Annotated in this window: 24 protein-coding genes, 1 riboswitch and 1 other annotated feature; of the genes, 18 read left to right on the top strand and 6 right to left on the bottom strand. The window is 40.5% G+C overall.

The features are described 5' to 3' along the window. Nucleotides 1-639 precede the first annotated feature (639 nt). Both FBF83_RS14170 and FBF83_RS14165 read right to left on the bottom strand, forming a co-directional pair. Nucleotides 640-1,671 carry a cytochrome d ubiquinol oxidase subunit II gene (locus tag FBF83_RS14170; protein ID WP_136947779.1) on the bottom strand — a complete coding sequence of 344 codons (1,032 nt, stop codon included), beginning with the start codon at nucleotides 1,669-1,671 and terminating at the stop codon, nucleotides 640-642. Nucleotides 1,672-1,727: 56 nt separating this feature from the next. Continuing rightward, nucleotides 1,728-3,050 (bottom strand): cytochrome ubiquinol oxidase subunit I, encoded by a 1,323-nt coding sequence (locus FBF83_RS14165; protein WP_136947778.1) that lies wholly within the window; start codon nucleotides 3,048-3,050, stop codon nucleotides 1,728-1,730. Nucleotides 3,051-3,190: 140 nt separating this feature from the next. Between FBF83_RS14165 and FBF83_RS14160 the strand changes: the two genes are divergently transcribed. Beyond that, nucleotides 3,191-3,763 carry a TVP38/TMEM64 family protein gene (locus FBF83_RS14160; protein ID WP_169525470.1) on the top strand — a complete coding sequence of 191 codons (573 nt, stop codon included), beginning with the start codon at nucleotides 3,191-3,193 and terminating at the stop codon, nucleotides 3,761-3,763. A 51-nt stretch (nucleotides 3,764-3,814) separates the two neighbouring features. On the opposite strand, the gene FBF83_RS14155 is transcribed toward FBF83_RS14160, so the two are convergent. Continuing rightward, complete coding sequence (locus tag FBF83_RS14155) at nucleotides 3,815-4,210, bottom strand: sigma-w pathway protein ysdB (RefSeq protein ID WP_169525468.1); 396 nt, start codon at nucleotides 4,208-4,210, stop codon at nucleotides 3,815-3,817. A gap of 96 nt (nucleotides 4,211-4,306) precedes the next feature. On the opposite strand from FBF83_RS14155, the gene FBF83_RS14150 reads away from it, so the two are divergent. Both FBF83_RS14150 and FBF83_RS14145 read left to right on the top strand, forming a co-directional pair. After that, nucleotides 4,307-4,795, top strand: a complete 489-nt coding sequence (locus FBF83_RS14150) for a dUTP diphosphatase (protein WP_136947776.1) — start codon at nucleotides 4,307-4,309, stop codon at nucleotides 4,793-4,795. A gap of 81 nt (nucleotides 4,796-4,876) precedes the next feature. Further along, nucleotides 4,877-5,959, top strand: a complete 1,083-nt coding sequence (locus tag FBF83_RS14145; RefSeq protein ID WP_136947775.1) for a M42 family metallopeptidase — start codon at nucleotides 4,877-4,879, stop codon at nucleotides 5,957-5,959. A gap of 41 nt (nucleotides 5,960-6,000) precedes the next feature. On the opposite strand, the gene sspI is transcribed toward FBF83_RS14145, so the two are convergent. Continuing rightward, nucleotides 6,001-6,207 carry a small acid-soluble spore protein SspI gene (gene sspI / locus FBF83_RS14140; RefSeq protein ID WP_048312427.1) on the bottom strand — a complete coding sequence of 69 codons (207 nt, stop codon included), beginning with the start codon at nucleotides 6,205-6,207 and terminating at the stop codon, nucleotides 6,001-6,003. 138 nt (nucleotides 6,208-6,345) lie between these two features. On the opposite strand from sspI, the gene FBF83_RS14135 reads away from it, so the two are divergent. The 3 genes from FBF83_RS14135 (at nucleotide 6,346) to pheT (ending at nucleotide 10,919) form a co-directional block, all read left to right on the top strand. Beyond that, nucleotides 6,346-7,098, top strand: coding sequence for a TrmH family RNA methyltransferase (locus tag FBF83_RS14135; protein WP_136947774.1), 753 nt, complete (start codon nucleotides 6,346-6,348; stop codon nucleotides 7,096-7,098). 54 nt (nucleotides 7,099-7,152) lie between these two features. Then, nucleotides 7,153-7,379 (top strand) — a binding site (T-box leader). Nucleotides 7,380-7,452: 73 nt separating this feature from the next. Then, on the top strand, nucleotides 7,453-8,487 hold the full coding sequence (gene pheS, locus FBF83_RS14130; protein WP_136947773.1) for a phenylalanine--tRNA ligase subunit alpha: 1,035 nt from the start codon (nucleotides 7,453-7,455) through the stop codon (nucleotides 8,485-8,487). Between the two features lie 23 nt (nucleotides 8,488-8,510). Next, nucleotides 8,511-10,919 carry a phenylalanine--tRNA ligase subunit beta gene (pheT, locus tag FBF83_RS14125; protein ID WP_136947772.1) on the top strand — a complete coding sequence of 803 codons (2,409 nt, stop codon included), beginning with the start codon at nucleotides 8,511-8,513 and terminating at the stop codon, nucleotides 10,917-10,919. Between the two features lie 49 nt (nucleotides 10,920-10,968). Here pheT and FBF83_RS14120 read toward each other — a convergent pair whose 3' ends face one another. Then, a complete protein-coding gene (locus FBF83_RS14120) occupies nucleotides 10,969-11,265 on the bottom strand; it encodes a nucleoside transporter C-terminal domain-containing protein (RefSeq protein ID WP_240688101.1) in 297 nt (98 codons plus the stop codon). Nucleotides 11,266-11,406: 141 nt separating this feature from the next. Beyond that, a riboswitch (purine riboswitch) is annotated at nucleotides 11,407-11,509 on the bottom strand. A 189-nt stretch (nucleotides 11,510-11,698) separates the two neighbouring features. Between FBF83_RS14120 and FBF83_RS14115 the strand changes: the two genes are divergently transcribed. Then, nucleotides 11,699-12,673, top strand: a complete 975-nt coding sequence (locus FBF83_RS14115; protein WP_136947771.1) for a nucleoside hydrolase — start codon at nucleotides 11,699-11,701, stop codon at nucleotides 12,671-12,673. Nucleotides 12,674-12,735: 62 nt separating this feature from the next. Here the strand turns inward: FBF83_RS14115 and rnhC are convergent, their stop codons facing one another. Further along, entirely contained in the window at nucleotides 12,736-13,683 is a 948-nt protein-coding gene (rnhC, locus tag FBF83_RS14110; protein ID WP_136947770.1) for a ribonuclease HIII, read from the bottom strand. 151 nt (nucleotides 13,684-13,834) lie between these two features. Between rnhC and zapA the strand changes: the two genes are divergently transcribed. The 11 genes from zapA to trxA all read left to right on the top strand — a co-directional run bounded on the left by zapA (nucleotide 13,835) and on the right by trxA (nucleotide 25,731). Further along, entirely contained in the window at nucleotides 13,835-14,095 is a 261-nt protein-coding gene (zapA, locus tag FBF83_RS14105; RefSeq protein WP_136947769.1) for a cell division protein ZapA, read from the top strand. A gap of 6 nt (nucleotides 14,096-14,101) precedes the next feature. Continuing rightward, nucleotides 14,102-14,644 (top strand): CvpA family protein, encoded by a 543-nt coding sequence (locus FBF83_RS14100; protein WP_136947768.1) that lies wholly within the window; start codon nucleotides 14,102-14,104, stop codon nucleotides 14,642-14,644. Between the two features lie 323 nt (nucleotides 14,645-14,967). Beyond that, nucleotides 14,968-16,683, top strand: a complete 1,716-nt coding sequence (gene polX, locus FBF83_RS14095) for a DNA polymerase/3'-5' exonuclease PolX (RefSeq protein ID WP_136947767.1) — start codon at nucleotides 14,968-14,970, stop codon at nucleotides 16,681-16,683. Between the two features lie 30 nt (nucleotides 16,684-16,713). Then, the gene (locus FBF83_RS14090) at nucleotides 16,714-19,059 is read left to right on the top strand and encodes an endonuclease MutS2 (protein WP_136947766.1); all 2,346 of its coding nucleotides are present in this window, start codon (nucleotides 16,714-16,716) and stop codon (nucleotides 19,057-19,059) included. A gap of 17 nt (nucleotides 19,060-19,076) precedes the next feature. Beyond that, complete coding sequence (locus tag FBF83_RS14085) at nucleotides 19,077-19,484, top strand: DUF350 domain-containing protein (RefSeq protein ID WP_136947765.1); 408 nt, start codon at nucleotides 19,077-19,079, stop codon at nucleotides 19,482-19,484. Between the two features lie 303 nt (nucleotides 19,485-19,787). Next, entirely contained in the window at nucleotides 19,788-21,482 is a 1,695-nt protein-coding gene (locus tag FBF83_RS14080; protein ID WP_136947764.1) for a long-chain-fatty-acid--CoA ligase, read from the top strand. A gap of 235 nt (nucleotides 21,483-21,717) precedes the next feature. Continuing rightward, nucleotides 21,718-22,311 (top strand): TetR/AcrR family transcriptional regulator, encoded by a 594-nt coding sequence (locus FBF83_RS14075; protein WP_240688100.1) that lies wholly within the window; start codon nucleotides 21,718-21,720, stop codon nucleotides 22,309-22,311. Nucleotides 22,312-22,360: 49 nt separating this feature from the next. Further along, nucleotides 22,361-23,134: an enoyl-CoA hydratase gene (locus tag FBF83_RS14070; protein WP_136947763.1), complete on the top strand. Its 774-nt coding sequence runs from the start codon at nucleotides 22,361-22,363 to the stop codon at nucleotides 23,132-23,134. A gap of 29 nt (nucleotides 23,135-23,163) precedes the next feature. After that, nucleotides 23,164-23,934: an electron transfer flavoprotein subunit beta/FixA family protein gene (locus FBF83_RS14065; protein ID WP_136947762.1), complete on the top strand. Its 771-nt coding sequence runs from the start codon at nucleotides 23,164-23,166 to the stop codon at nucleotides 23,932-23,934. Nucleotides 23,935-23,946: 12 nt separating this feature from the next. Then, nucleotides 23,947-24,924, top strand: coding sequence for an electron transfer flavoprotein subunit alpha/FixB family protein (locus tag FBF83_RS14060; RefSeq protein ID WP_136947761.1), 978 nt, complete (start codon nucleotides 23,947-23,949; stop codon nucleotides 24,922-24,924). Between the two features lie 495 nt (nucleotides 24,925-25,419). Continuing rightward, nucleotides 25,420-25,731, top strand: a complete 312-nt coding sequence (gene trxA, locus FBF83_RS14055) for a thioredoxin (protein WP_136947760.1) — start codon at nucleotides 25,420-25,422, stop codon at nucleotides 25,729-25,731. Nucleotides 25,732-25,779: the final 48 nt, after the last annotated feature.

The raw sequence follows: 25,779 nt of genomic DNA, 5'->3' as shown, positions 1-25,779 counted from the left end.
AGTTCCAATATCTCCGTTTCTAAACGCTCGTCTCCGCTTTTCATGTCTAGCTGCGCAGGCCAAATCCGCAGGCTGTTTCGCCCCTTCAGTTGAGACAAAAAACGTCTCATCTTCACGGGCTCCAACATCCTGCGGATTTAAGCAGGCCTGCTCCGCTTTTCGTGTCTAGCTGCAGCGGCCAGTCCCTCGGTCACTTCACCTTTCAATCTGAACACAGAGACCGTGTTCATTTTGAAAGGTTCCAGTGCCTGCCGGGTCTAAACGGCCGCTTCCGCTTTTCGTGTCTAACTGCGACTCGCAGAAACTGCGATATTTCACTCTTTCAGCGGAACACAGAAAGCGTGTTCCAGTTCAAGAGTTCCAATATCTCCGTTTCTAAACGCTCGTCTCCGCTTTTCATGTCTAGCTGCGCAGGCCAAATCCGCAGGCTGTTTCGCCCCTTCAGTTGAGACAAAAAACGTCTCATCTTCACGGGCTCCAACACTCTGCGGATTTAAGCAGGCCTGCTCCGCTTTTCGTGTCTAGCTGCAGCGGCCAGCCTCTCGATCGCTTCACCTCACAAAATGAACACAAAGATCGTGTTCTTTTTGAGAGGTTCCAGCGCTTGTCGAGGCTAAACGGCCGCTTTCGCTTTTCGTTTTAAGACTCATTTTGTTTTAAATATCTTTTATCTTTTAGGAATAGGCGCCAGAAGTAGATGAATCCTGGGGTTAGGATGAAGAAGGCTACGATATAGGTGATGATTAGAGCTCTGAATGTGGCGGGATCTGTGAAGCCGGTTTCGATTGTGACATTTGGATAGACGATATAAGGTAGATGAGCTGAGCCATAAGCATAACTAGCTAGTAGATACTGTACAACAATACTCACCATTGCAAGTCTTGGGATACCGACTCCAGTTTTTCTAGGAATAAAGAGAGAAGCATAGCCAAGAGCAAATGTACCAATAGATCCAATAAGCCATGGGGTGTAAGTCAACAGGTTTTCATATAACCATAATGCCTCATTACGTATAGTGAGAACGAGTAGACCCGCCATAGCTAGTGAAATTGGACCGACGAGAATGGCGTCTCTTCTATATGTATCGTAAGCTTCTTGGTCCCCTGATACGTTAGAGTAGTCAGAAAGCAACAGGGATGATAAAAAGAGCGTGCTTGATATCGCAAAGGCCATAAATGCATATACGCTTGGACTCGTTAATAACTCACTCAATAGTAGCCGTTCTGCTCCATTCGATGTTTCAATAAAATTTCCATGCGTTATCGGAAGAACACAAATCAAGAGAGCAGGAATTAGAAAACCAGTTATTCCTGAGATGATTGTTAAGATGCGTTTGTAATTTGTTGACGCTGAATGTGAAAATACGAGAAATGCGCTTCGAAGCGCAAGTAACAGAATGATAATACTACCTGGAATGAGAAGAACTGTACCAAGTGTAAAAGTTGCACCTGGGAAAAAGCTGAAAAGAGCCACTACAATAGCAACAATAAATACATTGGTTACTTCCCATGACGGAGATAGATAGCGATTCGCTATATTCGTCGCCTTCGTGTTGTTTCTATTAAGATAAATCATGGACCAGAATCCTGCACCGAAATCAATTGTAGCCATAACTGCGTAAATGAAAACAAGTCCCCAAATTAATGTAATGGCGTAGGCTGCTTCTGACATAATGTCACCTCTTATCTTTTTTAGTACAGGGTTCGTAAATCACCTGTTGAAAATAGTTATTGGTCGAGTTCATCTGCAATAGGGTTACGGTTAAAATAATAACGAAGAACGAGTACTGTCGAGATCATTAGAATGATATAGACAATTAGGAAGAGAACAAAAAGTAGACCAATATTTCCTGAAGTCGTTACAGCCTCTTCTGTCTTCATGACGTGATAAATAATCCATGGTTGCCTTCCTGTACATGCAAAAATCCAACCGAATTCGATTGCAGTTATGGCAAGTGGTCCAGCTGCGATAAATCCCCACATGAGCCAGCGTGGGAACTCTTTACGTTTCAGAACTTTGTACCATGTAAAACCTACGATGGATAATAGAATTAACAAAGAACCAATTCCTACCATGGAATTAAATAAGGTGTGAACAAATAAGGGTGGCCACTCATCTTCAGGCCATTCTTCAAGTCCGAGAACTTCTGTGTCAAATGAGTCATCTGAAAGAAAACTAAGCGCCCATGGCACTTCAATTGCCCATTTCACCTCGCGCTCTTCCTTATCTGTATATCCACCAATAGCAAGTGGAGCATACGTCTGTGTTTCAAACAACCCTTCTGCAGCGGCAAGCTTTTCTGGTTGATACTGATACAGTTGTTGAGCAGATTCATGGCCATTCAATGATGTTAAAAGTGAGAAAATACCTCCGATTACGAGTCCCATCATTAATGCTTTATGATGAAACTTATACTCTCTCGTATTCCCTCGTTGACGAATCATCTTATATGCAGCAATAGAAGCAATCACAAAAGCACCTGTCATTAAAGCGGAAACAGTTACATGTCCAGCTGTTACGAAGAAGGAAGGATTAAAAAAAGCTTCCCATGGGTCAACGTTCACGAACTTACCATCTACAATTTCAAACCCGGCTGGTGTTCCTTCGAACGCATGAACGTTCGTGATTAAGATAGCGGACGCGCTCGCACCGAATGCAACGAGTGTTACGCTAACGATACGCATAATAGGCGAAAGACGATCAGCTGCATATACATAAATCGACATAAAGAGAGCTTCAAGAAAAAATGCATATATTTCAATCTGGAAAGGTAATGCAATAACTCGCCCTACTACCTCCATAAATCCAGGCCATAGGAGTGAAAGCTGAACACCAGCTATCGTTCCAGTCGGAATCGCTACGCCAAGTAAGACAGCAAATCCCTTCGTCCAACGGTTAGCCATTAAAGCATAGTCTTTGTCCTTTGTTTTCTGATACATAAGCTCAGCAATGAGAACCATGAAGGGTAACCCTACACCAAGCGTTGCATAAATAATATGTACACCCATAGTCATGCCAAATAACGAGCGGGCAATAACGAGTTCATCCAAAGCAATCTCCTCCATTTACCGTTCTGTTCAAATCTCCCCTTATTGTCCACGTATTACCAGAAAATATTCTAATTCATTACTCATTTTTTGACATAACAACTCGTCTTCTGTCATACACGTTAATGGAAGGGGGGAACATCATGAGTGAGCTCGTCCTACCGCTTGTCGAAGTTGTGTCGAATAGCGGAATATACGCCCCGTTCTATTTTATTGTTCTTCATTTTATTCGTCAGTTTGTATTTGTGCCGGTAAGTGTTGTATGTATTGCTGGAGGAGTTATGTTCGGAGCGCTCTACGGTACGATTTATTCGGTTATAGGCATTACAGTTGTAAGCACTGTTTTCTACTTATTCGTTAAGCGAGTACCGGCATTGTTTAAGAAAATAACTCGGATGAAAGAAAAATGGATGCGTAAACGAATGCCGATGTCAGTTGGTCAAATTGCAATTTTAAGATTAGTTCCTTTCGTTCATTTTCATTTTATATCGCTTTGTTTAATTGAGGTTTCAAAAGATTTTCCGGGTTACTTACGATCATCAATAATATCAAATTTACCACTTGCGTTGTTGTATTCCTTTTTCGGAACTGCTATACGGGGCTTTGATCCTGTCCTTATTGTCTTGATTCTGTCAGGTCTTGCTATCCTATTCTATTTATTAAGAAGAAGAGAATGGATCATGAAGTGGGATGAATTCTTTCAGCCAGCAAGATAGATATTCCTATAAACGAAGAAATCCCCCGTGTAGTTAGGGGGATTTCTTCGTTTATGAGTTTTCTCTGTGACGGAGAAATTCTTTCACTGGGCTTTTCCACTCAATCTGAGCACTTGGATAGCGTAGATCCATCTCTTTCTCCAGGAAATAGAAATCTTCTTTCTCTAGTAAGTAAAGATCTGAAGCATTCTTCACACCTACAGATATTGTAATGATATCGAATGAATGATCTGTCGTGCCAAGGTATTTCTCACCCTCAAATAGGGCTCCTTTATACGTGACAAGAAAGTTCTTTCTAACGTTAGACGAGTCATCAAAAAAATAATAATCTTTATGATCATAGGCCTTCTCGAGCTTGCGTTTTGGATCGATAAAAAAGCGAATGACAGAATAAGCAATCAAGACCATTGCAGCAAGAATGACAAGACGAAAAAGAATAATAATCATTAGTCAGCACCTCATTTTCACTATGCTTCTATTCTTTATACGTTTATGATAAAGAAAGGTTTCATAAAAAGAAATGTTTTAGAAAGGACGATTAAGTTGAATTTCGAAAAATTATTTGCACTGCAAAAACAACTAGATAATCGAATTGTGCGTGAGCATGATCTTGAAGGAGAAGATCTATTTGAAAATAAGCTCCTTGCTTTAAAGGTAGAAGTGGGGGAACTTGCGAATGAAACACGCTGCTTTAAATACTGGAGCAAGAAAGCCCCTTCGTCTAAAGAAACAGTTCTAGAGGAATATGTTGATGGGATTCATTTTATTCTGTCCCTAGGACTTGAGCTAGGTTTTACCCATGGAGTTATTCCGGCCGAATCTGACGAACAACTCACAGCGGTTCAAGCATTTCACGATGTTTATCGGGCGATTGAGAGAGTTGCTGATGAAAAAACAGAATCTGCCTTTCTTCAGCTTATCGGCGGTTACCTTGTACTTGGTGAGCGAATTGGTTTAAAAATCGATGAAATTGATCAAGCCTATTTAAAAAAGAATGAAGTGAATCATAATAGACAGGATCAGGGATATTAGAGGGATGAAGCGCTCTCAATTGTGAAAAATTTCGGAAACCGTTATAATAAACAGAGAATACATATCAAGGAGGCAATACATATGGCGAAAGATGAAACATTGCAGATGCTGAAGGAACTAACAGATGCGAATGGTGTACCGGGCAATGAACGTGAACCTCGCGATGTTATGAAAAAGTACATCGAACCTCTTGCGGATGAGTTAATGTATGACAACTTGGGAAGTTTAATTGCTGTTAAAAAAGGAAAAGCAGAAGGTCCGAAAATCATGGTAGCAGGTCACCTTGATGAAATCGGCTTTATGGTTACACGAATTGATGATAAAGGCTTTCTTTGGTTCCAAACGGTTGGAGGCTGGTGGGAGCAGGTAATGCTCGCTCAGCGTGTTAACGTTATGACACGTAAAGGAAATATTATGGGCGTAATTGGCTCAAAACCTCCACATATTCTTCCTGCAGAACAGCGTAAGAAATCAGTCGATAAGAAAGATATGTTTATCGATATTGGTGCTTCAAGTAAAGAAGAAGCAATGGAGTGGGGAGTTAAACCGGGCGACTCTGTTGTACCAGTTTGTGAATTCACGGTTATGAACAACGAGAAGATGCTTATGGCTAAAGCTTGGGATAATCGCATCGGCTGTGCAATTGCAATCGAAGTTCTTCGGAAGCTTAAGGATGGCGACCACCCGAACACGGTATACGGTGTCGGAACAGTTCAAGAAGAAGTAGGTCTTCGAGGCGCTACAACAGCTGCCAATATGATTAAGCCGGATATCGGTTTTGCTGTGGACGTTGGTATTGCTGGAGACACACCTGGAGTTAGTGATAAGGATGCTCAATCCAAAATGGGTAAAGGTCCACAAATCATTATGTATGATGCATCAATGGTTAGTCATAAAGGCCTTCGTGATCTTGTTACTGACACAGCTGACGAGAAAGATATTCCTTATCAATTTGATGCGATCGCAGGTGGTGGTACAGATTCAGGTAAAATTCACCTTACTGCAAATGGAGTGCCTGCATTATCAATTACAATTGCGACACGTTACATTCACACTCACGCAGCGATTCTGCACCGCGATGACTTCGAAAATGCTGTTAACTTAATTGTTGAAGTCATTAAAAAGCTAGACGCTGATACAGTTAAAGAAATTACATTCAATTAAACACAAAATCCGGTGGCACTCTTGCCACCGGATTTTGCTCGTTAATTTACGCCTTGAGCCATGTAAGATAGCATTTGCTCACGTTCATTCTCTGGAGCTTCTTTCCAAAGAATTTCGAAAAGAACGCCGAGTCCTGGAAGCATCTTCTCTTCTCCGCTTTGCATAGCGTCAAGGATTGTAGCTTCAAGCTGCTCCTCATTATTTCCATCAATGTTAGCGAGGATCGCTTTTCGTAAGTTAAGGTCCATGCTTTACACCTCACCTTTCTCATTCGCTTGTTAGAACAAGCATCATTAGTATGAGCGTTTCAGTCTAATTTCATGAGTTTTGTTGGAATCTTCCGTTGTGACCCTTTATAATGAAAACATTGAGAACTGAAGGAGAGCATAATGATTATAGAATCCGTAAAGAATCAAAAAGTGAAAGATTGGAAAAAGCTACAAACAAGAAAAGGAAGAGAGAAAGCAGAAGCTTTTCTTATTGAAGGGCCACATATTATTGAAGAAGCTGCAAAAGCAGAAGCCCCCATTGTAGAAGTCATTCTTACAGAAGGTATGGATTTATCTCCATATCCGTTTAAAGAAAGACCTGTTGTCTATACTGTTACAGAGAAAGTGATGCTGGAACTAACCGGTACGGAAACACCACAGGGAATAATGGCTGTTTGCAAAATGGTCGAGCCTTTATTACCTCAAAATGGCAAGCTTCTTCTACTAGATGCGATTCAGGATCCAGGAAATCTGGGTACTATTATTCGTACTGCAGATAGTGCGGGATATGATGGTGTTTTATTAGGAGAAGGGACAGTGGACCCTTACAATAGTAAAGTGCTTCGTTCTACGCAAGGCTCTATTTTCCATTTGCCAGTAAAAAAAGCGAATTTAGTTGAGGAAGTTAAATCGCTTAAGCAGTTAGGAATGCACATATACGCAACAGAAGTAAGCGGGGGCACGCCCTATCAAGAGCTTGAAAGCCAATCAGACTTTGCCGTTATTCTAGGGAATGAGGCAAATGGAGTATCAGAGGAACTTCAAAATCTGGCAGATGTAAATGTCTATATCCCTATATTTGGCGATGCCGAGTCATTAAATGTAGCTGTAGCCGCTGGAATTCTCATGTACGGTCTACTCCCTTCATAATCGGGCTTGCAGAGTGATGGTTTTTTTTCTATAATTAGAATCAACTTATATATGTTAAAAACAATGATAGAGAGTAGTAAGCTGCCACTGCCTTTGCAGGGAGGAAATGCCGTGACTGGAAGCATTTCTATAGGGAAGCCGCCGAATTCGCTCTGGAGTTGCCGCTTAGTTCGTATACAAAAGCGGATCGGTTACAAACCGTTATCCTTTGCTTAAGGCTGATAGAATCATTCTATCAGTGAATTAGGGTGGTACCGCGAAATCAAATCTTCGCCCCTTTATTGGGAGCGAGGATTTTTTTATTGCTTTAAAACAGCTTTATGGACAGAAAAGTATGAAGTGGAGGTCAAAACGATGCAGGAACGTTTACAAACGTTAAAAGAGGAAGCCCTGTTACAAATTGAGAAAGCTTCTTCAATGAAAGAAGTACAGGACATTCGGGTTGCTTACCTTGGAAAAAAAGGACCAATTACGGAAATTTCGAAAGGGATGGGCAAGCTTTCGGCTGAAGAGCGTCCTAAGATGGGACAGCTCGTGAATGAAATTCGTACAGCTATCTCAGACCAACTTGAAGAAAAAGCGAATGGGTTAGAGAAAGCGGCTGTTGAAGAAAGGCTCAAGAAAGAAACAATTGATATCTCTCTTCCAGGTCGTCCAATAAAGAGAGGCAATCATCATCCGCTAACGAGGGTGATTGAAGAAATTGAAGATCTCTTTCTTGGAATGGGCTTTTCAATTGCTGAAGGCCCTGAAGTTGAAACAGATTATTATAATTTCGAAGCACTAAACCTTCCTAAGGACCATCCAGCTCGTGATATGCAGGATTCATTCTATATTACAGAGGAAACGTTACTTCGTACACATACGTCTCCTATGCAGGCAAGAACGATGGAGAAACTTAACGGTGAAGGTCCAGTTAAAATCATCGTCCCAGGTAAGGTATACCGCCGCGATACAGATGATGCAACACACTCTCATCAATTTATGCAAATTGAAGGGTTAATGGTTGGAGAAAATGTTCGCATGAGTGATTTGAAAGGCGTATTGCAATCATTCGCAAAGAAAATGTTCGGTGACGAGCGTGAAATTCGCCTCCGCCCAAGCTTCTTCCCATTTACAGAACCTTCTGTTGAAATGGATATTTCATGCTTTAACTGCGGTGGTAATGGGTGTTCTGTATGTAAGGGTACAGGATGGATTGAAATTCTTGGTGGAGGAATGGTTCATCCGAACGTTCTACGTATGTCAGGATTTGACCCTGAGAAAGTAACGGGCTTTGCATTTGGAATGGGACCTGAACGAATTGCAATGCTTAAATATGGCATTGATGATATTCGTCACTTCTATACAAATGACAGTCGATTTATTAAACAATTTAACACACTATAGATGATGGTTAGGAGGAGAAAAGAATGCTCGTATCAATGAACTGGCTACAACAATATGTAGATCTAGATAGTTATTCAGCTGATGAACTTGCAGACCTTATTACTAAGGGCGGTATTGAAGTTGAGACAGTTGAAAAGCTTAATAAAGGAATTAGTGGCGTGGTGATCGGACATGTTCTATCATGTGAACAACATCCTGATGCGGATAAGTTAAACATTTGCCTTGTAGACATTGGTGAAGAAGAACCTGTCCAAATTATCTGTGGAGCAGCTAATATAGCAAAAGGCCAACACGTAGCAGTTGCGAAGGTTGGAGCTGTTCTTCCAGGTAACTTCAAGATTAAGAAAGCAAAACTTCGTGGTGAAGCATCACATGGTATGATCTGCTCGCTACAAGAGCTTGGTATTGAAAGCAAGCTTGTTCAAAAAGAATTTGCTGATGGCATTTTTGTATTTAGTGATGATGTAACACCAGGTGAAGATGCGCTTCATTACCTTAATTTAAACGATGAAATTCTTGAATTAGGTTTAACGCCAAACCGTGCAGATGCGATGAATATGATCGGTGTTGCATATGAAGTTGGGGCAGTCCTAAATCGATCAATTGACCTACCATCACCTGAGCTTGTCCGTACAGAGGAAAGCGCAGAAGATTATGTGTCTCTTCATGTGGAGAATGAAGATGACAATCCTTATTACGGTGCAACTGTTATTAAAGACGTAACAATCGCCTCATCTCCGCAATGGCTTGTAAACAGACTTGTCTCTGCAGGGATTCGTCCAATCAATAATGTAGTTGATATTACAAACTATGTCCTACTTGAATACGGACAGCCGCTACACGCTTTCGATTATGACCGTTTTGGATCGAAAGAGGTTATTATTCGACGTGCAACAGATGGAGAGAAAATCGTCACGCTTGATGATACAGAGCGAACGCTTTCAAGTGATCATCTTGTCATTACGAATGGTTCTAAGCCAGTTGCTGTAGCAGGCGTAATGGGTGGAGCAGATTCGGAAGTTCAACAAGATACAACTACTATCTTGCTCGAAGCAGCTTATTTTAATAGTAAGCTTGTTCGTAAAGCATCGAAAGATTTAGGTTTAAGAAGTGACTCTAGCGCACGTTTTGAAAAAGGAATTGACCGTAATCGTGTAGTTGGCGCAAGCGAACGAGCTGCTCAGCTTATTCAAGAGATTGCCGGTGGAACAGTTCTTAAAGGAATAGCGGAACAAGGCGCACGAACAGTTGAAGCGAAAGACGTTAGCATCGAAGTAACGAGAATTAATCAAGTGCTCGGTACTGAAATTTCTGAAACAGAAGTTGCGGCTATTTTTGAGCGTCTTCAATTCTCATATCAGAACTTTGGTGGTACGTTTACTGTTCAGGTTCCTCCTCGTCGTCCTGATATTACAATTTCAGAGGACTTGATTGAGGAAGTAGGTCGTCTTTATGGTTACGACAATGTTCCTGCAACGTTACCAATTACGGAGAGCACTCCAGGTCAACTTTCTGATTACCAGAAGAAACGTCGTCGTGTTCGTCGAGCGTTAGAAGGTGCTGGCCTTTACCAGACTGTTACTTATTCCCTTACTAGCCCATCAAAGCGCATATTCTTCTCTGATGAGACAACAGATGCCATTCGTCTCGCAATGCCAATGAGTGAAGAGCGAAGTGAACTTAGAACTAGTCTATTACCGCATCTCCTAGAGGTAGCGCAGTATAACAAGAACCGTCAATTAGAGAATCTTGCTTTCTACGAAACAGCTTCTGTTTTCTTACCAGATGGAGAGCTTCCTAAAGAGCAGGAACATCTTGCTGGTGTAGTATCTGGGTTATGGCAAGAGCATCTATGGCAGAAAGAAAAGAAGTCAGTTGATTTCTTCGTTGTAAAAGGTATTCTTGAAGAACTTGCCGTAGAGTTCGGTGTGGAAGAGCGTCTTACATTTGCTCGAGCAGATGAACCAAAACTTCATCCTGGTAGAACGGCAGCAGTTCATCTTGATAATGAATTGATCGGTTACATTGGTCAACTACATCCTGAAGTTGAGAAAGAACTTGATTTAAGTGAAACGTATGTTTTCGAAATCAATCTTGAAGCATTGTTAAAAGCAAATGTTGATCATCTTAAGTACAAGAAGCTTCCTCGCTTCCCTTCCGTAACGCGTGATGTTGCACTTGTTGTAAATGAGTCCCTTGAAGCAGGACAGGTGAAGCGCGTCATTGAAGAAGCTGGCGGAGCAAAGCTTGTGGAAATTAATCTATTTGATGTCTATCAGGGCGAGCATCTAGAAGAAGGTAAGAAATCACTTGCTTTCTCCTTGCGTTATTACAATCCTGAACAAACATTAACAGAAGAAGAAGTGAAGAAAGCGCATGATCGTGTGCTTACAGCAGTAGAAGAACAATTTGGTGCTGCTCTTCGTAGCTAATAGGAAAGACTCCCTTCTTATAATAGAAGGGAGTCTTTTTAGATATTCTCTACATAAACATACCAACAAAAATAGCCGTAATAAACGAAGCGAGCGTTCCTCCAATAATTGCTTTGAATCCGAGGCGAGAAACTTGAGAACGTTTAGAAGGCTCGAGTGAGCCAAGTCCGATAATCAATTGGCCAATCGACGAGAAGTTCGCAAAGTTACAAAGAGCAACTGAAAGAATCGCTATCGTTTTCTCAGATAAATGATCCTGTATGGAAGTTAGGTTTTGATATGCAACGAATTCATTTATTGACATTTTGGTACCAATGATTGAAGAAGCACGGAAGGCTTCATCCATTGGAATGCCAACAAGTAATGCAAACGGATAGAATATATATAGCCAAGAATAGAACCAAGATCAGTACCAACTACACCAAGCATGCCGTTTACCACAGCGAGGATACTAATGAATGCTAAATACACTACATGTTTATTTTTTACCAATGCGTACCTTCCCTATAGTCCAGCAATTGACGGTTGCCGGGTAGAAACTTATTGGACCCTATTTCCAAAATTATATAGAGATAAATGTGAAGTTGTATTAATCAATTTAGCAGAAGAAATAGTAGGTAGCAAAACCTGTTAAGATAGTAGGAATCTTTAAAAAATCAAGCTCAATATGTAAGCGATCGACAAAATACGACGTATTGTTTCTTTTAGGTCTGATAGAGTACAAAGTGAAAAGTTGAAGGTTCAGTCAGGCGAGTATTTTTAGTTTAGGGAGATGACATATGAGTAAAAAGCGTGTGTATTTTAATCATGATGGTGGAGTTGATGATTTAGCATCTTTATTTCTATTGCTTACAATGGAGGAAATAGAGCTAGTAGGTGTATCTGTTATACCAGCAGATTGCTATTTAGAACCCGCAGTATCAGCAAGTAGAAAAATAATTGATCGGTTCGGTAAGGGTGAAAGCCTTAACGTTGCTGCTTCTACTTCACGAGGAGTCAATCCATTCCCGAAAGAATGGCGTATGCACGCATTTTACGTTGATGCCTTACCTTTATTGAATGAGGCAAACGTAATCAACACTCCGAAGTCGAAATTACCAGCACATTTGCACCTTATCCAAACACTTGAACAAAGCAATGAACCACTTACACTTCTTTTCACAGGGCCATTAACTGATCTTGCAAGAGCTTTGGAAATCTCACCTGAAATTGAGAAGAAGATTAATAAGTTAGTTTGGATGGGAGGTACATTTCTTGATGAAGGAAATGTCGAAGAGCCTGAACATGACGGGACGGCAGAATGGAATGCTTTTTGGGATCCAGAGGCAGTCGCAACTGTTTTTGATACTAACATCACAATAGAAATGGTTGCTCTTGAAAGCACCAATCAAGTTCCGTTAACGAATGAAGTTCGCAATATGTGGGCATCACAACGAAAGCAAATAGGCGTTGATTTTATTGGGCAATGCTATGCTATGTGCCCACCACTTGTTCATATGGAAACAAACTCTACTTATTATCTTTGGGATGTGTTAACAACGGTATCGGTAACCCCTCAATCGTTTATCCATTCTAAGGTGGTTAAGTGTAGCGTTGAAAAAGATGGGGTAAGTCAGGGAAGAACAGTTCTTAATGAAAAGGGAAGAGAAGTAAAAGTCGTCAATGATGTTGATCGTGATATGTTCTTTCAATACATTACAGCACTCATGCATCATGCAGAAGATCAACTAGAGGCGCCACAATTGTACTTATAGTCTTAAAGATCAAAAAAGCTGGCTCAACTGAGCCAGCTTTTATCTATAGTGTTAGAGATGGATTAGGATCGATCAGCCTTCTCGGCAATTTTCTTTGCTTTTAAGCTGTTAGCGAAATGTAACTTAGCGAGTTTATCAAGTACGCCTCCACCATGCTTTTGAATTAACTTGGCCGCTGCAAGATCTACAGCCGATCCCGCTCCTTTAGGCAATTTAACGTTGTTTTCTTTTCCAAGCTTATCGATTTCCATAACGAATGAATATCTAGCAATGATAGAAGCTGCTGCAACTGCGAGATGAATCTCTTCTGCTTTTGTCGCAAAATACACTTTTTCTTTCACAATTGTTGATTGACCCTTGAGATAGTTAAAATAAATTTCTGGCTTAGCGAACTGATCAATTAAAATAGCATCGTATGATGGAATTTTGCGTTGTACGTTTTGAATGGCCTGATTATGTAATAAAGCCTTCATCTTCCCCTGATTCATCCCTTTTTTCTGCATTGCATTATACTTTTCGTTTGGTAATACCATAAGACTATATGGAATTGTTTTAATTAGGTTTCTTGCGATTTCAATGATTTCAGGATCCTTCATTCCTTTAGAATCTCTTACACCAAGCTCTTTTAAGAGTGGAATCTGGTTTTTGTCAACAAAAGCAGCTGCTACTGTAATAGGTCCAAAGAAGTCTCCTGTTCCTACTTCATCACTTCCAATAGCTGAAAGAGTAGAAATATGTGCAGGTGGTGCGTATTGATGATCGCCCACTTTTTTCTTTGCAGGTGATTTACCTGAAGTAGGTGTACTTGAGGACTGCCATGGTTTTGCCTCTACTTCTGCTCCAGTACCTTGGAACATAATCTTTCCCGACCGGTATCCTGTAATAGTACAAGTGGGTGTCTTTGCTACAAAAATACTTCCTGGTGGCTGTTTATCGCTTAAGTGGCTGTTGTATTTCTTTTTAATTTCATTCATAATGGATGGTGATACAGTTAGAACTACCTGTGACATAACAAAACTCCCTTTGTGAACTGTGCTTACATCCTATTATATCAGACTGTGTTTGTGAATCGGAACGGTCCAAGAGCACTGTATTTCAAAACCACTTTATTCATGCTATGATATACGTTAGGATTCTCTCTCATGATAGGAGGCTTATTGGGTGACAGACAGTCATGGAAAAATACGCACAACCGTGGAAATATATGGAGAACAATACACAATCGTCGGCGATGAAAGTCATCAACACATTCGTGAAGTCTCAAATTTAGTCGATGAGAAGATGAGTGAGATTAAAGGATTAAATCCATACTTAGATACAAAGCGTCTCGCTGTGTTAACAGCAGTAAATATAGTAAATGAATACGTTATGATTAAAAAAGAACTTGAAGATATGAAGAAAAAACTGAGAGAAGAGGAATAACGTAAGATGGTTGATCTAATTCTTTTGATTATACTGGTTGGAGGTTTCCTTGTAGGACTTCGAAGAGGACTAATTCTACAGGTTGTCCATTTAACCGGATTTATTGTTTCGTTTATTGTAGCATACATGTACTTTAAAGACCTTGCTCCGCATCTAAAACTTTGGATACCATATCCATCTTTTGGGAACGAAGCGGCATCAACAGCCATGGTTTTTGATGCAATTAATCTTGAAGCTACATATTATAGTGGAATTGCTTTTGCACTACTGTTTTTTGGTACAAAAATCATTATGCAAATAATTGGGTCCATGCTTGATTTTCTTGCGGATCTTCCAATTTTGAGAACTGTGAATGGTTGGCTTGGTGGTGTACTTGGATTCGTAGAAGTGTACATTGTCGTATTTCTATTTCTATTTATTGCTGCCCTTGTTCCAAATGAAACGGTGCAAACCGCCATCTCGAATTCCATTCTTGCAGAGAGCATTGTGAAGCACACCCCTGTGCTGACAGAACAAATTAAAGATCTCTGGAGTACGCATGTAGCATAACCCTTCGCATAGAAGGGTTATTTGTTTGTTATAAGCTTTTTTTTAGATTATTGCTTTTAATAGGATTTTTGTATAAAGAACTATACTTAGCTGATTGGAGCGGAAGGATGCTCGACTCCTGCGGGACTAGCGGGACAGGTGAGACCCCACAGGAGTGTAAGCGACGAGGAGGCTCACCGCCCGCCCCGCGGAAAGCGAGCATCCTGGAGCGAAAATCGTTATAGCAACAATGTCTATTTAATAAATAAGATTAAATAATTGGATTTAGCTGTAAATATGGATACGATAGAGATAATGATTTCATTAAGAAGGGTGAGGAGACAATGAACAAAAAGAACGTCATTCAATACCTTGAAAAGATTGCAGTGTACATGGAACTAAAAGGCGAGAACCCTTTTAAAATATCTGCATTTCGTAAAGCAGCTCGTGCGTTAGAAACGGATGATCGAAGCATGGATCAAATCGAGGATCCTGCTGAACTAACAGGCATAGGTAAAGGAACCGCAGCTGTTATAAATGAGATTATAGAAAACGGTGAATCTGAAACTCTTGAGTCTTTAAAGAAAGAAGTGCCAGAAGGACTTGTTCCACTTCTTAAATTGCCCGGCCTTGGTGGTAAAAAGCTTGCCAAACTATATAAGGAGCTCGGAGTTGTTGATCTAGCTTCACTTAAAAAAGCATGTGAAGCTCAACAGATTCAAGAACTCCCAGGTTTTGGCAAGAAAAGTGAAGAAAAGATACTTGCAGCGCTTGAGGAAGTTGGAAAAAGACCAGATCGTTTATCGATTGCTTACATGCTCCCTCTTGCAGAGAAAATCGAGGTTCAATTAAATGAAATTGAGAGCATTGAAAAATTCGCAAGAGCAGGGAGCTTGCGAAGAGTTCGTGAAACGATTAAAGATCTTGATTTTATTATTGCGACTACAACAGCTGAAGACGTTTCAGAGAAGCTGCTAGAGCTTGACGGTATTTCAAAAATTGTTGTAAAAGGTGAAACGAAGATTACGCTAGAACTAGATGATGAGTATGGCGTATCAGTTGATTTTCGAATAGTGAAACCCGAAGAATTTGCAACAACTCTCCACCACTTTACAGGTTCAAAAGCACACAATGTAAAGATGAGACAAATTGCGAAAAAAAATGGCGAGCGAATTAGTGAATACGGAGTTGAGTCTTTAGAAACTGGAGAAGTTCTTACCTTTAAGAGTGAGGAAGAATTCTACCATCATTTTGCTCTGTCCTATATTCCACCCGAGATCCGAGAAGATACTGGTGAGATTGAGGAAGCTGCCGAAAAGAAGATGGAGTTAGTTCAATTAGAAGACATTAAAGGCGATCTCCACATGCACTCTACTTGGAGTGACGGAGCTTATACGATAGAGGAAATGGCCGAGCGTGCGCGAGAGAAGGGCTATTCTTATATCGCAATAACAGATCATTCACAGTACTTAAAGGTAGCAAATGGCTTAACTGCTGAAAGACTGCGCGAACAAAGAGTCGAGATCGATCGATTAAATAAGAATTGGACAGACTTTAGGATTTTTGCTGGAGTAGAGATGGATATATTACCAGATGGTACGCTTGACTATGATGACGAACTACTTGCTGAGATGGACTTTGTTATCGCCTCGATTCACTCTTCATTCACTCAAGACGAAGATACAATCATGGGGCGTCTTGAAACCGCGTTACGTAGTCATCACGTCGATCTGATCGCGCATCCATCTGGAAGACTTCTTGGCAGAAGGAAAGGCTATGCACTTAATCATGATAAGTTAATCCAACTTGCAAAAGAAACGAATACGGCCCTAGAGTTAAATGCGAATCCAAATCGATTGGATCTTGCTGCCGAATGGCTTCGTAAAGCACAGGATGAAGATGTTAAAATAATGATCAATACAGATGCCCATCACATGGACATGCTTGAACATATGGAAATAGGCGTAGCTGCTGGACGAAGAGGCTGGCTACGAAAAGAGAGCGTCTTAAACACATACACGGTGGAAGAACTTGAAACATTCTTTAACCGTCATCGTTAACTAAATCATAGCTTCTAGGAGGAACGACCATTGCAAAAAAGAGTGTTGCGACTACTCGAATACGACAAAGTTAAAGAACGACTCAGTAAACATGTATCGTCTTCATTAGGAAAGCAAAAAGTGGAACAGCTCGTTCCGTTGTTCTCCCTTACAGATGTGAAGCATCAGCTAGATGGAACTGAAGAAGGAAGAAAAGTGATCCGTCTTCGTGGTCAGGCACCGTTAGGCGGAATTAGAGATATACGTCAGAGTGTTAAGAGAGCCGAAATAGGTGGAATGCTTAATCCGTCTGAATTATTGGATATTTCTAGTACGATTTATGGAGGAAGACGATTTAAAACATTCCTCGAGAATATGATTGAAGATGGGGTAGAGCTTCCGCTTCTTGGAGATCTTGTAAGTCAAATAATGCATGAAACAGAGCTCGAACAGGAAATTAATGCATGCATTGATCAGGATGGAGACTTACTGGATTCAGCAAGCGATGATTTACGTCGTCTACGAACACAATTAAGAAGCTTTGAGTCTCGTGTAAGAGAAAAGCTTGAGAGTTTAATTCGATCATCAAGCACGAGAAAAATGCTTTCAGATGCTCTAATTACAATTCGAAATGAGCGATATGTTATCCCTGTAAAGCAAGAATACCGCGGTTCATTTGGAGGTATGGTTCATGATCAATCATCCTCAGGAGCGACGTTGTTTATTGAGCCGCAATCGGTTGTATCCATCAACAATCAGCTGAAAGAAGTGAAAGTGAAGGAAAAGCTTGAAATTGAGCGTATTTTAACTGAATTAACTAGACGCGTTGCAGAGTCTTCAGAAACGTTACGTCATAACGTCGACACGCTTGCGGACATTGACTTTATTTTCGCGCGAGCACTATATGCGAATGAATTGAAAGCAACACATCCCTCCATGAATGATGAAGGTGAACTTGAGATTAGAAACGGCCGACATCCCCTTCTTCCTCAGGATGTAGTCGTACCGTCTTCTCTTTACCTTGGACGTGATTATTCATCACTCGTTATTACTGGTCCAAATACAGGGGGGAAAACTGTTACACTGAAGACAGCTGGTCTTTTAACACTTATGGCACAGTCAGGTTTACATATTCCTGCTGATGAAGGCTCTACGATGTCCGTTTTCCAACAAATTTTTGCTGATATTGGCGATGAACAGTCGATTGAGCAAAGTTTAAGTACATTCTCTTCTCACATGACCAATATCGTTACGATTCTAGAGAACATTGATCACAATAGTCTTGTTCTGTTTGATGAGCTTGGTGCTGGTACGGATCCCCAAGAAGGAGCAGCGCTTGCCATCTCGATTCTAGACTATGTCTACAATCGTGGATCTAGAGTCATTGCCACTACACACTATAGTGAATTAAAAGCATATGCGTATAATCGTGAAGGGGTTATGAATGCTAGTGTAGAATTTGATGTGGAGACCCTTCGTCCAACTTATCGTCTATTAATTGGTGTTCCTGGCCGAAGTAATGCATTTGAAATCTCAAGACGCCTTGGGTTAATGGATGATATTATTGAGGATGCACGATCTCAGATCTCAAGTGAAAGCAACAAAGTCGATCGAATGATTTCTTCTTTAGAAGATAGCCAAAAGCAAGCCGAGCTAGATCGACAGAGTGCATCTGATCTCCGAAAAGAAGCTGAATCACTGAAAAAAGATTTGGAAACTCAGTTAGAGAAATTCGAAAAACAGCGTGAGCGAATGTTTGAAGAAGCAGAGCAGAAGGCTGCAGAAGAAGTTGAGAAAGCGCAGGAGCAAGCTAAAAGGATTATTCATGATTTGCGTACCTTCCAAAAAGGCTCTGTTAAAGAACATCAGTTAATCGATGCGCAGAAACAGCTTGAGGATGCGAAACCTGAACTTCGAAGCGAAAAGCCAGCACAAAAGAAAGCGAAAGTGAGATCCTACCAACCTGGTGATGAAGTAAAAGTGATTAGCTTCAACCAAAAGGGTCATATAGTGGAACAAGTCGGGAAGAACGAATACCAGGTTCAACTTGGAATTATGAAAATGAATGTAAAATCAAATGACCTTGAAGCGATTAAATCAAAACCAGTCGTTGAACGAAAGCCTCTAGTTACTGTTAGAGGAAGCGATAGCAGCGTGAAAACAGAACTTGACTTAAGAGGAAAAAGATACGAAGACGCTCAAATGGAAGTGGAACGCTATATTGACGACGCGCTTCTTGCAGGGTATAGCCAGGTTTCTATTATCCATGGTAAAGGCACTGGTGCGCTTAGAAAAGGTGTTCATGAATGGTTGAAACGGCACTCTCGAGTCAAAAATCTTCGTATGGGCGGAATGAATGAAGGCGGCGGTGGAGTAACCGTTGTGGAACTGAAGTAGAGAAAGGAATTATCATAATGGATCAATTATGGGAGAGTGTAGCATTTCAGACGGCCGCTAATTATAGTGTTGTCATTGTTTGTATGATTGTTTTTCTAGCGGTCTTTGAATTTGTCACATCCTATCGTAACTGGGAGGAAATCCAAAAAGGGAATCTTGCTGTAGCAATGGCTACTGGAGGGAAGATATTCGGAATAGCCAATATCTTTCGGTTTTCAATTGAGCACAATGATTCGCTTGTTACGATGATGGGTTGGGGAGTATTCGGTTTTTTCCTTCTATTGATTGGATACTTTACCTTTGAATTTCTAACGCCTAAATTTAAGATTGATAAAGAAATTGCAGCAGATAATCGAGCGGTAGGTTTTATTTCGATGGTGATCTCAATTGGCCTGTCCTTCGTTATTGGAGCAGGGATTTCATAAGAGGAGCAAGGTATGGAAACGTTATGGAAAGTTCTTATTGTCGTATCTGGCGTGTTTTTTATTGCCGGTATCGTCTATTTAATTTATTTTGTGTAAGAGTTAAAGAAACAGGCGAATTGCCTGTTTCTTTTTTCTTTAATTAAGAAAAACATTTATGACGCTCGTCTACCTTTTACGACCTAAATTGCCAATGTATTCAAAAAAATCAAAAAAAGATAGGATATTTTAAGCGTTTTCATTATAATTATCTTATAGAGAGAAATTTTTGGTTTGGAAGGAGTCGAAAAGGGAGGTTGACGATATATGACGAACAACGTTGAAAAAGAATGGTTTAGCTATTATCAAGAAGGGGTTCCTACCTCAATTGAATACGAGAATAAACCACTTCAAGCTTATTTGATTGATGCCGCAACAAAGCATCCCAACAAAACAGCTGTTCATTTCCTTGGGAAAGAGCTAACGTTTCAAGAACTACTTAGCCGTTCGAAGCGGCTAGCAAATTCATTACGAGAAAATGGGCTTGAAAAGGGTGAGCGTGTTTCCATTATGCTTCCCAACTGTCCGCAAGCTGTCATTAGCTATTATGCTGTACTTATGGCAGGAGGAGTAGTTGTTCAAACGAACCCTCTTTATATGGAAAGAGAACTAGAGCATCAGCTTTCTGATTCAGAAGCGACTATGATGATCTGTCTTGATCTTGTACTGCCAAAAGTACTGAAAGTAAAAAGTAAGACAGTGCTTCAGCACATTGTGGTAACAAAAATTCAGGACTACTTACCATTTCCTAAAAACCTTCTTTATCCGCTTATCCAAAAGCAAAAGAAGCAAGGATTGCTAGTCGAAATGCCATCTACAGCAGAAATTCATACATTCCAGGACTGGGTAGCAAAAGGAAGTAATGAAGACATTGAATTAGATGTTAATCCGAAAGAAGATCTTGCTCTTCTTCAATATACTGGAGGAACAACAGGTCTTGCAAAAGGTGTTATGCTGACTCACTTCAATCTTGTAGTTAATACGATGCAATGTAAAAACTGGATTCCTGATGCGAAATACGGTGAGGAAAGCGTAATGGGTATTCTACCGTTCTTCCATGTTTACGGCATGACATGTGTGATGAATCTTTCGATTATGTATGCTGCCAAAATGATTATCCTTCCTAAGTTTGAACCAAAAGATACCTTAAAGGCTATCCAGAAGCAGAAGCCAACATTATTTCCTGGAGCACCAACCATTTACATTTCATTGTTAAATGAACCTGACTTTGATCAGTATGATTTATCCTCCATTAAAGCTTGTATAAGCGGTTCTGCTCCCCTTCCGATTGAAGTACAACAAAAGTTTCAGGAGAAAATCACAGGTAGACTTGTAGAAGGGTATGGTCTAACAGAATCATCTCCTGTAACGCACTCGAATCCTCTGTCCGATGGAACCGTAGTTGGAAGTATAGGTCTTCCATGGCCAGACACAGATGCAAGAGTTGTGACGCCAACAGGAGAAGAAGCGCCACTTAAAGAAATTGGAGAGCTTATTGTAAAAGGACCTCAAGTTATGAAAGGGTATTGGAATAAACCGGATGAAACGGATGCGGTATTAAAAGATGGATGGCTTTTTACAGGTGACATGGCCTATCGTGATGAAAAAGGTTACTTCTATGTTGTTGATCGTAAGAAAGATATGATTATTGCGGGTGGCTATAATATATATCCTCGTGAAGTGGAAGAAGTATTGTATGAGCACCCAGCAGTACAAGAAGCTGTCGTCATAGGCATTCCTGATGCTTATCGTGGTGAAACGGTAAAGGCGTTTGTCGTACTGAAGCAGAATGAGAACACTACTGAAGAAGAAATGAATCAACACTGTCGTAAATTTCTTGCTGCCTATAAAGTGCCGCGCCTTTATGAATTTCGAGCAGAACTTCCGAAAACCACGGTCGGAAAAATTCTCCGACGTGTTCTAGTGGATGAAGAAAAAATGAAAAAGGACCAATCGCTCTAGCGATTGGTTTTCTTTGTGAGTTCTTAAATTTCTCACAATTAATATTCTGGAAAGATTCGCACATTTCTGCTTATTATGGTATGATTACTTTGTGAAAAAGCTCCTGATTCCAACCGAGCGCTCGCTCAGAAATCTTATGTTGACAGTAGATGGAATGTATCGCTACAATAAGATTATGAATGAATGCTCATTCATTTTGAATGAGCGCCGGATAAAGAATAAAGGAGAAAATATTATGGTTGAAAAGGGGAAGAAAAGGGGACCGAAGTACGATAAAATCATAGATGCAGCGGTAGTTGTCATTGCGCAAAATGGTTATCATCAAGCACAGGTTTCTAAGATTGCTAGAGAAGCTGGAGTTGCTGATGGTACAATTTATCTTTATTTTAAGAATAAAGAAGATTTATTAATATCATTATTCCAGAAAAAAATGGGTAGCTTTATCGACAAAACAGAAGAGCAAATTGCCCGCAAAGACAACGCAATGGATAAGCTTTTTACGCTGATTGATATGCATTTTAAACACCTTGGTTCAGATTATGAGCTTGCTATCGTTACACAACTAGAACTTAGACAAACAAACAAGGCGCTTCGTGCTCAAATCGGCGAGGTACTTAAGAAATACCTCACCCTGGTTGATCATATTCTCGATGAAGGTATTAAATCAGGTTTGTTTATTGAAGAATTAGACATTCGACTAGCTAGGCAAATGATTTTTGGCACGTTGGATGAAACCGTAACAAACTGGGTAATGAAGGATCACAAGTTTGAATTAGAGGCACTCGCAAAGCCGCTTCACAATTTATTGATAAACGGCTTGAGTAAATAAAAAGATGTCCCGGCTCAGACCGGGGCCACCATGTGAGAGGAGTGGAGAAGTGGAATTTATTAGGGTAGCTAATGAAAACAAGGTAGCACATGTAACGCTAAACCGCCCACCAGCCAATGCGGTAGCATCTGATGTATTAAAAGAACTGTCCGAAGTTCTTACCAGTATTGAAAAAGATCCCGAGACAAAAGTTGTCCTAATTTCAGGAGAAGGCAAGTTTTTCTCAGCTGGAGCTGATATTAAGGAATTTACTACCGTTAGTAGTGAAGAGGGATTTGCAGAGCTGGGTGGTTTTGGACAGCGTTTATTCGATAAAATGGAAGCGTTCCCAAAACCGATCATTGCAGCTATTCATGGTGCTGCTCTTGGTGGAGGTTTGGAACTTGCGATGGCTTGTCACATTCGACTAGTAACTGAAACGGCCAAGCTTGGACTTCCTGAACTTCAACTCGGTCTTGTCCCTGGGTTTGCAGGAACACAAAGGCTACCTGCACTTGTTGGGAAAGCAAAAGCAACTGAAATGCTACTAACAAGTGAGCCGATTACAGGCATTGAAGCTGTGGCTGCAGGTCTAGCGAATCAAGTATATAGCGACGAAGATCTGCTTCCGAAAGCTAAAGAACTTGCTGAGAAGATCGCTTTAAAGAGTGCTGTAGCAGTTAACTATGCTCTTAAACTTCTCACCTATTCTAAGTCAGAGCAGTTTGATGAAGGTGTACAAAAAGAAAGAGAGTATTTTGGGAAGGCGTTTGCTTCAGAAGATGGACAGGAAGGTATTCGTGCATTTATTGAGAAACGTAAGCCTCAATTCCAAGATAAATAAAGTGAACTATTTCAGGGAGGGATAAAGATATGAACATTTATGTAATCATGAAAAGAACTTTTGATACTGAGGAAAAAATCGTTATCGAAAACGGAAAAATTAGTGAAGAAGGTGTTGAATTCATTATCAACCCTTATGATGAGTATGCCATAGAAGAGGCTATTCAACTTCGTGATGACCACGGCGGTGAAGTAACAGTTGTTAGTATTGGTGATGAAGATGTAGAGAAGGAGCTTAGAACAGCCCTTGCAATGGGAGCTGATAAAGCCGTTCTTATTAATAATGAAGATCTTGATGAAAGTGATCAATACACAACTACTGCCCTTCTTGCTGCATATTTCGAAGATAAGGAATACGACATCATTCTTGGAGGAAACGTATCCAACGATAACAGCACTGGACAAGTTGGCCCCCGTCTTGCTGAGAAACTTGGAATCGCTTACGTAACGACGATTACTAAGCTTGATATTGATGGAACAACAGCTACAATGGAGCGAGACGTTGAAGGGGACATGGAAATTGTAGAAGCACAGCTCCCATTACTAGTGACGGCTCAACAGGGACTTAACGAACCTCGCTATCCTTCACTTCCGGGTATTATGAAGGCAAAGAAAAAGCCATTAGAAGAGATCGATTATGATGATCTTGATGTGGAAGATGATGAAATAGAAGCAAAAACCGAAACCATTGAGCGCTATCTTCCACCTAAAAAGGAAGCAGGTAAGGTTCTTGAAGGTGAGTTAGGTGATCAAGTAGAAGAACTAGTGAAACTACTTCGCCAGGAAGCGAAAGTTATATAGGAGGGGACAATTATGGCTAAAAAAGTACTCGTATTTGCAGAAGCTCGTGATAATGAATTACGTAACGTATCGTTTGAGGCGATTGGTGCAGGGAAAGAAATCGCAGCTGGTGGTGAAGTCATCGCAGTAGTGGTAGGAGAAAATGTTAGCTCTTTAACAGATCCTCTTTTCCATTACGGAGCGGACCGTGTCATTAAAGTAGAGGATCAGAAGCTTAAAAACTATACAAGTGATGGGTATGGACAGGCTTTCTTACAGATCGTTGATTCCGTTGATCCTGATGCTATTCTAATGCCGCATACTTCAATTGGGAAAGACCTAGCTCCTCGACTGGCAAGTAAACTTGATGCAGGTCTTGTATCTGATGCTACAGGTATTGAACTTGACGGAGAAGAGGTTATCTTTACTCGTCCGATCTATTCAGGTAAAGCTTTTGAAAAGAAAAAAGTTAAAGAAGGTATTATTCTTGCAACGATCAGACCTAACAATATTGATGCACTTGAAATTGATGAGTCTCGTTCAGGTGAGGTTTTTGAAGAGAGCGTAAACATTAAAGACCTACGTACAATTGTGAAAGAAGTTGTTCGCAAATCGACTTCAGGCGTGGATCTTTCTGAAGCAAAAGTTATTGTAGCTGGTGGTCGTGGTGTTAAGAGTGAAGAAGGATTTGAACCTCTTCAGGAACTAGCAGATCTTCTTGGAGCAGCAGTAGGAGCTTCTCGTGGAGCTTGTGATGCGGATTACTGTGATTACTCCCTTCAGATCGGACAAACAGGTAAAGTTGTAACACCAGATCTTTATATTGCGTGTGGTATTTCCGGTGCAATTCAGCATTTAGCTGGTATGTCTAATTCGAAAGTAATTGTAGCGATCAATAAAGATCCTGAAGCAAGCATCTTCAGTGTTGCTGATTATGGCATCGTAGGCGATCTTTTCGAAGTCGTACCATTGCTTACAGAAGAATTTAAGAAAGTACTTCAAACAAACTAAGATGGAAGCGAGCTATATAGCTCGCTTTTTCTTATGAGTCGTAGAAGTTTCTAAAAGATTGTTTTATTTAATGAATTTTATATTAAAGGCTCTTTTATAAATGATCGTTGTTTTTAAAGGATTTTCCTATAGAGAACAACACTCCGTAGTTAATTGGAGCGGAAGGTGCTCGACTCCTGCGGGACTAGCGGGACAGGTGAGACCCCACAGGAGCGGACATCAACTTCTACTCATATCGGCATAGCAACAAAGTCTACGAAAACAGACAGTTTAAAAGAAGATCTAAATAGTTTAGATTATTATATCCTGACTCGTTTGATTAAAAGAAAGATGGGGAACAATGAATGTGAGTCAAAAAAATGGAATCATGATGAGTATTAATGATATACTCATTTTGTGCCAGTTGATAATTGTCAACCTGGCAGAGCACACTGAGGCAACCGGCCTTAACCTGGTATACTCAAGTGATAAATGTTTTAAGGAGGAAGATATAGAATGGCTATTGTACACGCAACAGATCAAAGTTTCACAGAAGAAACAAGTGAAGGTCTTGTACTAGCAGACTTTTGGGCACCATGGTGTGGCCCATGTAAAATGATTGCACCAGTTCTTGAAGAGCTTGATGCTGAAATGACTGACGTGAAAGTTGTTAAACTTGACGTTGATGAAAATCAGGAAACAGCAAGCAAGTTCGGTGTAATGAGCATCCCAACGCTTCTAGTATTCAAAAATGGTGAGGTAGTTGACCAGGTTGTTGGCTTCCAACCAAAAGAAGCACTTGCGCAAACTCTTTCTAAACATCAATAATGGAAGAAATGTAAAGAGCCCTGATCTGTATATACAGATCAGGGTTCT

The sequence above is a fragment of the Guptibacillus hwajinpoensis genome, assembly GCF_005144865.1.
Lineage (GTDB): Bacteria > Bacillota > Bacilli > Bacillales > Guptibacillaceae > Guptibacillus > Guptibacillus hwajinpoensis_A.
This window is presented reverse-complemented; position numbering and strand designations above follow the sequence as displayed.